Source organism: Microcystis sp. M169S2 (assembly GCF_020245865.1).
GTDB classification, from domain to species: Bacteria; Cyanobacteriota; Cyanobacteriia; order Cyanobacteriales; family Microcystaceae; genus Microcystis; species Microcystis ichthyoblabe_A.
Window position 1 is genome coordinate 1 of sequence record NZ_JADBUB010000013.1, and the last position, 7,352, is coordinate 7,352.

Here is a 7,352-nt window from a genome sequence, read left to right on the forward strand (position 1 = left end):
CTCATCGACTTTTTAAATCAGTTGAAGAATTAGAATCTCTTTTACATCAACTTTTAAATGAAGGAGGTTTAATTGTTAAGTGGGATCGCAAGTTGAAAAACAAGGGTAATTCTGTTAACGCAATTTAAATTACGAACAGCTCAGGATGGGCATTAGATCATCCATCCTACAGACCTGTGAGATATTATAGAGAGGTCTCCAGAAGTCAAATCCCAATCGGGAGTTAGTATATGCAAGCTATCCTTTTAAGCCGTGAAGAAGTTGCTCAACGTGCAGAGAAACTGTACGAAAGCAGAATCCGTCAAGAGGTAGAAGTTGAAGAAAACATTGGCAAGATGGTCATCATTGACACTGAAACAGGTGACTACAAAGTTGATGAAAATGGCTTACACGCTGCTGACTTATTGAGCGAGAAACACCCCCATGCTCGGCTCTTTGGGATCAAAATTGGCTACAACGTTGCTGCCGCTTTTGGTGGGGGTATCAGGTCGCGTGTAGTTAAGTGATTTCGGGTATTGTGGCTAATGGACACCCGATCATCACTATCCCATTTCGGATTCCAAATCGCGCTGACTTTCCGATTGAGTTTGTAGTAGATACAGGATTTACAGATGAGCTTTGTTTACCACCCGAAGCAGTAGCATTACTGAATCTTCCTTTCAGGTACGATATGCGTGCGAATTTAGCAGACAACAGCCAAGTAATGCTGCCCCTTCACAAAGCAATTATTATCTGGAATGGTGAGGAGCGAGAAACTCGTGTATTTGCCACAGGACGGCGACCCTTGGTTGGAACTGCTTTATTAGATAGCTATGAACTTGTGATTCAGTTTACGGAAGGTGGGTTGGTAACAATTGACGAATTGTAGTTCTCACCATTAGCGCAAACGCAGGCTAACTTAGCCGTTATACTGAATCGGTTTTTAATAGCATGATTAACTCCCAATCCAACCTTAAAAACCCGCTTCCTTATCCCCACTTTTCACTCCCCCATACCTGTTAAACAAGATTTAGGATCAGAGCGATCGCTAGATTAAGGGTTAAGTAATGTTAAGATCATAATTCTTCATGAAGAAAGCGCATGATCGCCGAGTAACTGTCGTCAAAAATACCAAATTTTGCCCCAGTCACAATAAAGTAGGGATCAAGCGCATTCGATCGAAGCAAGAATTTTCTCCCCAGTATCTATGAATCAATCAGAAAGTTGTGGTAAGGTCTATCTCGTCGGTGCGGGTCCCGGAGATCCCGGTTTGTTGACCTTAAAAGCGAAAGTTCTCCTAGAAAATGCCGATGTTGTCCTCTATGATGCCCTAGTTAGCCCCTCGATTCTGACCATGATTAACCCCAGAGCCGAACAAATCCATGGGGGTAAGCGTCGCGGTCGTCATTCTCTGGTACAGGAGGAAATCACCGCTTTACTGATCGAGAAGGCCCAGACTAATGCCGTGGTTGTTCGTCTCAAAGGAGGCGATCCCTTTGTTTTCGGTCGCGGGGGTGAAGAAATGCTCGATCTGATTGCGGCCGGAATTAGCGTCGAGATCGTGCCAGGGATCACTTCAGGAATTGCGGTGCCTGCCTACGCCGGTATTCCCCTCACCCATCGCGATTATAGTTCTTCCGTTACCTTCGTCACCGGCCACGAGATGGCGGGTAAATACCGTCCTCAAGTTAACTGGTCAGCGATCGCCCATGGTGCGGAAACAATTGTCGTTTATATGGGTGTGCATAATTTACCCTATATTATCGGCGAGTTAACCAAGGCCGGCAGAAGTCCAGAAACACCGATCGCCCTGATTCGCTGGGGAACAACACCGCAGCAACAGCAGTTAATCGGTACTTTCACCACGATTATGGACCAGATCGAAGCCACCGGCTTTGAGTCCCCAGCGATCGCTGTTATCGGTGCAGTGGTGAACCTTCATGATCTCTTACAAGCGGGACAACCTTTGCTATCCAGGACAATCCCCCCTACACCCATTTCTCCCTGATTCGGTTGCCATGCGTCAATATCAAAAATCCCTGACCATTACCACCAGTCCCAAGAATTTCCATCGTCTTACTGCCCCCATAGAAGCGATCGTGGCTGAATCGGGCATAACGACGGGATTGTGCAGTGTCTTTGTCTGTCACACCTCCGCTTCTTTGCTGATCCAAGAAAATGCCGATCCCGATGTTCTCACCGATTTGGCCAATTTCTTCGCTAAGTTAGTCCCGGAAGATAGCAGTCTCTACTATCACTCTACCGAAGGGCCAGACGATATGCCCGCTCACATTCGCTCGGTCCTAACCCGGACATCGGAACAAATCCCGATCGCTAGAGGTAAATTAGTTTTAGGCATCTGGCAAGGTATCTATCTCTGGGAACACCGTCAGAGTCGTCACCAAAGACAAGTGGTGGTTCATATCACGGGGGTCTGAAGCTTTGCGTATAGTTTTGTAATAGAAACTTTACTCGTACCCCTCATCGGAGTAAGATTTTTTCCGTGTACGATCAAATTGTTCGCTTTTTGAACAAAGAACTTCATATTTCGTAACAAAAGGAAACAATTTATGCGAAAATTGTTCGCTCTGGCCCTGGTGCTATCTCTCTGGTTCACCTTTGCCGCTCCAGCGTCGGCTGATTTGTCCAATCTGACCCCTTGTAGCGAAAATCCCGCTTTCCTACAAAAAGCGAAGAGTTTCCGCAACACCACTCCTGACCCCGAATCGGGAGCCAAACGCGCTCAAACCTACTCCCAAGCTCTCTGTGGACCCGAAGGCTATCCGCACCTAATTGTTGATGGTCGTTGGGATCACATGGGCGATTTCTTTATCCCTAGCATCCTATTCCTGTACATTACCGGTTGGATCGGTTGGGTTGGTCGGGCCTATTTAATCGCCGTGCGCGACAGCAAAGATGCCGAAATGAAGGAAATCATCATCGATGTTCCCCTCGCTCTCAGCAAAATGTTAACGGGTTTTCTCTGGCCGTTGGCGGCTTTACAAGAAGCCACTTCTGGTAAATTAACCGTTAAGGATTCGGAAATTACCGTTTCCCCTCGTTAATTTTTGTGTCAAACCCTTGACTTTTTATTCTCTAGGAGAACTCAGATGGAAGGACTTACTAAATTTCTCTCGTCCGCACCCGTGTTAATTATGGCGCTGCTGACTTTCACCGCCGGGATTTTAATCGAATTTAATCGCTTTTATCCCGATCTCTTATTCCACCCGCTAGGTTAAAGGCAATCTCAGGTGATTAAAGGGGATACAGAGTCCACTGTATCCCTTTTTAATGGGAATGATCCCAGGGATTGGGGGAATATGAAGAAAAGAAAGACACTGGAGACGACAGGCTCTAAAAATCGATAAGATACAGGTATCTGCAACCCCAGAGGTGGGACAAACCATGCTGTTAGATAGAGATTTGATGCTAGAAAAGCGGCTGCGGTATCAAGAATTACAAGAAAAATTAAAAGAGATTTGGCAGGGAGAAAACGTTCTCGAATCGGATGAATGCGATTATGATATCCTAGTTATCCCTTCTTTTAGTATCGATCAGAGAGTCGGTCAAAAAGTGGCGGGTTTTTTACATTACGAAGAAAGATTATTATTTTCTCTGATTCGGTTGCGACACCCGAAAACTCGTTTAATCTATGTAACAGCGCAGCCACTTTCGCGGATGGTGATTGATTATTACCTGCAATTGTTGCCTGGGATTCCTTTTTCCCATGCTAATAATCGTCTGTTATTACTGACAACTCATGATAACTCTTTTCAACCTTTAACCCAAAAAATTCTGGACAGACCGCGCTTAGTAGCAAGAATCCGGCAAGCGTTGCGTCGAGATCGTGCCTACATGGTTTGTTTTAATTCTACTAATTTAGAGCGAGAATTGTCTTTACAATTAGATATTCCTTTATTTGCCTGTAGTCCAGACTTATTGTATTGGGGTTCTAAAAGTGGCAGTCGCGAGATTTTTGGTCAAGGCAATATTCCCCATCCTGACGGTAGTTTACAGGTAAATACGGTCAAGGATTTGTTATACGAAGCCGCTAGTTTGTGGTCCCGTCAACCGCAATTAAAACGCATGGTAGTTAAGTTAAATGAGGGGTTATCGGGAGAAGGAAATGCGGTTTTAGATTTACGTCCTTTAGGGGGAATTGTTGATAGTAACAGCCTAGATTTAAGCGAGAAAATGAATCTCTTGGCCAAACAATTAGAGAAAATGAGTTTTCAAGCAAGGGATGAAAATTGGGACAGTTTTTCTGGCAGAATTGCTGAATTAGGCGCAATTGTCGAAGCTTTTATTGAAGGAGAAGAAAAGAGATCGCCGAGTGTGCAAGGTTATATTACACCCACGGGAGAAGTGAAGATTCTTTCCACTCACGATCAAATTTTAGGTGGTCCCGATGGTCAAATTTATCTAGGTTGTCATTTTCCTGCTGATGAAAATTATCGCCTACAATTACAGGAATTAGGACTAAGAATAGGGGAAATTCTGGCAGCTAAAGGAGCAATTGAACGCTATGGAGTTGATTTCGTCGCTGTCAAAAATCCAGAAACTTTAGTCTGGGATTTACAGGCGATCGAAATTAATCTGCGAAAAGGAGGAACTACCCATCCTTTTATGACTTTAAAGCTTTTAACTAATGGTGAATACGATCAAAAAACTGGATTGTTTTTCAGTCAACCTCACCAGGAAAAATACTATATTGCCTCCGATAATCTCCATAAACCCCAATACAAAGGTTTACTTCCCGATGATTTAATGGATATTATTGCTAAACATCACTTGCATTTTGATAGTAGCAGTAAAACAGGAACAGTTTTTCATCTCATGGGTGCGCTGTCAGAATTTGGTAAATTAGGGTTAACTTGTATCGGCAATTCTAGTGAGGAAGCTGCGGCAATTTATCAGCGTGTGGAACAGGTGTTAGATTGGGAAACAGAGCATAGTTCCATAAATTTAGGTTATTATTATTCTGGATTACCGATCACTTGGATATAACTAGACTGATTTACTGGCTGTAATTTTTTTTTTCAGAGATTTAATTATCCAAGCAGGCAGTTCCTGGCAGCCAATGACCGATAGTTTTACCTTGGTTAAAAGTTGTCTTGACTGCGATGCACTTAACGGGTTTCAATGGCTTCTAAATATTTGCTATCGAGCAGAAATGAGCCTCGATCGAATTTTACCCCCCAATAACCCCCCGGCCGGCGATCGATCACCGTGCCGATATCGTCGATATTGAGTAGCTCCGGCGGCCGTAACATAGGCATGGGATCGGCGGTTTTCAGGTAAGGGGGAATGGCAATCAGACGGACTTTTCCCCCGATGCTAATTTCACTCATGGTACTGACTAGATGCGATCGTGACATCATATCTCAACTTAGCATATTTTAAATCATTCTCAAGATAGATTCCCCAGGGAATAGGTATTCTGTAAGCTGTTGCCATCCGCCTTTGGCGTTAGGTTGGGGTGTTGCCTAACCTAGCGGCGAGGGTGGCGATAGCACTACGAAATCTGCTAGAGCAATAATCATGAAAATCACTCATAAACTCTTGTTCTCTTCCTGGCTCTTACTGGGTGTCACGGTGGCCCCATCCCAAGTATTGGCAGGACCATTTAACTCCCCCGGTCCCTTTGTCGATCCCAGTGGAAAGGAGGTACCATTTCCCCCTCAAGTTCCAGGAAAGGAGTATTCCGAAGATCCAGACAGGAATGGAAATCCCTTACATACCCCTAATCCTGGTCAAGTAATTGCCTGGGATGGCACAGGTGGGACAACCAACACGAGTAACTTTTTAACTCTTTGGAATCCTCAATCTGGCATCCCTGCGCCCGCTTCTTTCCAGGTCGATGCCTTAGCCAACCGGGAGGATTTACTCTTCTATCGAGTGATCTATGATAGAGTTCCACTCGTGTTTTCAACCGGGTTGCCCGGAGGACCGCGCACCGATTACGATAACTACATCTTCTATGAACGTCCTAACCATAAAGTACTTTTGCCTTTCCCGTACAAAGAGATAGGGGTGTGGGCGACACCAGCACAAATCAACCAAGTTGAACCAAATAACGTAGAAGGTTTAGAACTTTGGGCACCGGTTCAAGATCCGACAGTGCCTTTAGAAGATAGAGTCAACAGTGTACTGCTAAACGGTCCTGAACTACCTGTAGATGATGCTAACCGTTATTCCCTTTTGGGCGATCCTCTGGGATGCAGTGTATTCAAGAGTAATGGGGATTGTCTCTTCCTTAAAGCGGATATCGCCGCTGCAATCACTCCTCTTTTTCCCGGTTTAGATATCACTGATGCGAAGATTGACCTTGATGGACTGATGACATGGGAAAACGACATCCTCTTTAGCCTCAAACCAATCGATGGAGATAACGATGGCTCTATTACTGATAACAATCCCTTGCTAGACTTAGATGGTGGGGAGATCTTTGTTTGGCGATTTGGTCAAGCTCCTCAATTCCTCAACCACGGTGGACACGTCTGGGATACAGTTTTCAATGTCAAGGACACGGTAGAGTTCTGGACGGGATTAAGACCGGGAACTGAGAACATTGACGCACTCGAAGCTGTCGCTGTCCATACTCCTGAACCCTCTACATTCCTCAGCTTATTAACCCTTGGATCGTTAGGTGCAGCTTCAACCCTGAAACGCAAACTAAAATCATCCAAACCATCAGAAAAAGAAACCACAAAAGTAGGCTAAATTGCTTACCAAAGTGTAATTAATGCCCCTTCATTCAGTCAGTTGAGGGGGTTTATTGTATAATAGGGACATAATTAAATCAAGAGGATTTTGGTTATGCAACAGGTGACGATTGAGCTACCCACCACCATAATTAATGCTCTAGCCGCCTACAATCAAGAGCATAAGGTATCTTCTTCTGATACAGTACAAACGGCTATAGAATCATTTTTAATAGCGAAAGGCTATTTATCCAAACCGAAAAAATCTTTTCACTTATCTCCTGCACCCAAAGGAAGTGGCTATACTGACACATCCATCAATCATGACGCTGTTTTAGCCGAAATTACCCTGTCCCATAAATTACCTTAAGCTCAAATCTTGAAAGCGATTATTGCCGACACAACCCCCCTTTACGGAGCAATAGATACCAGTGATCAATATCATAGTAGAGCGCAAGCAGAGCTAAGACGCATAGAATCGGAAGATTTAACAGTTATTATCTCTTTCCCCGTATATATAGAAACTTACGGCTCTACCGAACCTGTCATGTAAAACTATCAACAACTTGTGCTTGTAAAGCTTGTATACTAAGGCTTTGAGTTTTTGTTAGATTGATATTTATCAACTTTAGAGCATTGCTCGGCAGAGAGGGAGCTTGAGGAATTTTC

10 protein-coding genes and 1 pseudogene are annotated in these 7,352 nt (G+C 44.2%); 10 read left to right on the top strand and 1 reads right to left on the bottom strand.

Annotated elements, in window-relative coordinates:
- The 8 genes and pseudogenes from IM485_RS01465 to IM485_RS01500 form a co-directional block, all read left to right on the top strand.
- Nucleotides 1-128 (top strand): annotated as a pseudogene (locus IM485_RS01465) (IS630 family transposase); the annotation flags it as partial.
- Between the two features lie 102 nt (nucleotides 129-230).
- The gene (locus IM485_RS01470) at nucleotides 231-506 is read left to right on the top strand and encodes a hypothetical protein (protein WP_104397627.1); all 276 of its coding nucleotides are present in this window, start codon (nucleotides 231-233) and stop codon (nucleotides 504-506) included.
- A gap of 11 nt (nucleotides 507-517) precedes the next feature.
- Nucleotides 518-868: a clan AA aspartic protease gene (locus IM485_RS01475; protein ID WP_238142067.1), complete on the top strand. Its 351-nt coding sequence runs from the start codon at nucleotides 518-520 to the stop codon at nucleotides 866-868.
- A gap of 318 nt (nucleotides 869-1,186) precedes the next feature.
- Nucleotides 1,187-1,987, top strand: coding sequence for a uroporphyrinogen-III C-methyltransferase (cobA, locus tag IM485_RS01480; protein WP_104397629.1), 801 nt, complete (start codon nucleotides 1,187-1,189; stop codon nucleotides 1,985-1,987).
- A 10-nt stretch (nucleotides 1,988-1,997) separates the two neighbouring features.
- The gene (locus tag IM485_RS01485; RefSeq protein WP_045362918.1) at nucleotides 1,998-2,417 is read left to right on the top strand and encodes a secondary thiamine-phosphate synthase enzyme YjbQ; all 420 of its coding nucleotides are present in this window, start codon (nucleotides 1,998-2,000) and stop codon (nucleotides 2,415-2,417) included.
- 132 nt (nucleotides 2,418-2,549) lie between these two features.
- Nucleotides 2,550-3,044 carry a photosystem I reaction center subunit III gene (locus IM485_RS01490; RefSeq protein WP_002748906.1) on the top strand — a complete coding sequence of 165 codons (495 nt, stop codon included), beginning with the start codon at nucleotides 2,550-2,552 and terminating at the stop codon, nucleotides 3,042-3,044.
- A gap of 45 nt (nucleotides 3,045-3,089) precedes the next feature.
- Nucleotides 3,090-3,218 carry a photosystem I reaction center subunit IX gene (gene psaJ / locus IM485_RS01495; protein WP_002738148.1) on the top strand — a complete coding sequence of 43 codons (129 nt, stop codon included), beginning with the start codon at nucleotides 3,090-3,092 and terminating at the stop codon, nucleotides 3,216-3,218.
- A gap of 166 nt (nucleotides 3,219-3,384) precedes the next feature.
- On the top strand, nucleotides 3,385-4,986 hold the full coding sequence (locus IM485_RS01500; RefSeq protein WP_104397630.1) for a peptide ligase PGM1-related protein: 1,602 nt from the start codon (nucleotides 3,385-3,387) through the stop codon (nucleotides 4,984-4,986).
- A 122-nt stretch (nucleotides 4,987-5,108) separates the two neighbouring features.
- Here IM485_RS01500 and sipA read toward each other — a convergent pair whose 3' ends face one another.
- A complete protein-coding gene (sipA, locus tag IM485_RS01505; protein WP_104397631.1) occupies nucleotides 5,109-5,330 on the bottom strand; it encodes a regulatory protein SipA in 222 nt (73 codons plus the stop codon).
- A gap of 190 nt (nucleotides 5,331-5,520) precedes the next feature.
- Between sipA and IM485_RS22885 the strand changes: the two genes are divergently transcribed.
- Both IM485_RS22885 and IM485_RS01515 read left to right on the top strand, forming a co-directional pair.
- Entirely contained in the window at nucleotides 5,521-6,702 is a 1,182-nt protein-coding gene (locus IM485_RS22885) for a PEP-CTERM sorting domain-containing protein (RefSeq protein WP_104397632.1), read from the top strand.
- Between the two features lie 96 nt (nucleotides 6,703-6,798).
- Complete coding sequence (locus IM485_RS01515) at nucleotides 6,799-7,053, top strand: hypothetical protein (RefSeq protein ID WP_002750614.1); 255 nt, start codon at nucleotides 6,799-6,801, stop codon at nucleotides 7,051-7,053.
- The last annotated feature ends 299 nt before the right edge of the window (nucleotides 7,054-7,352 follow it).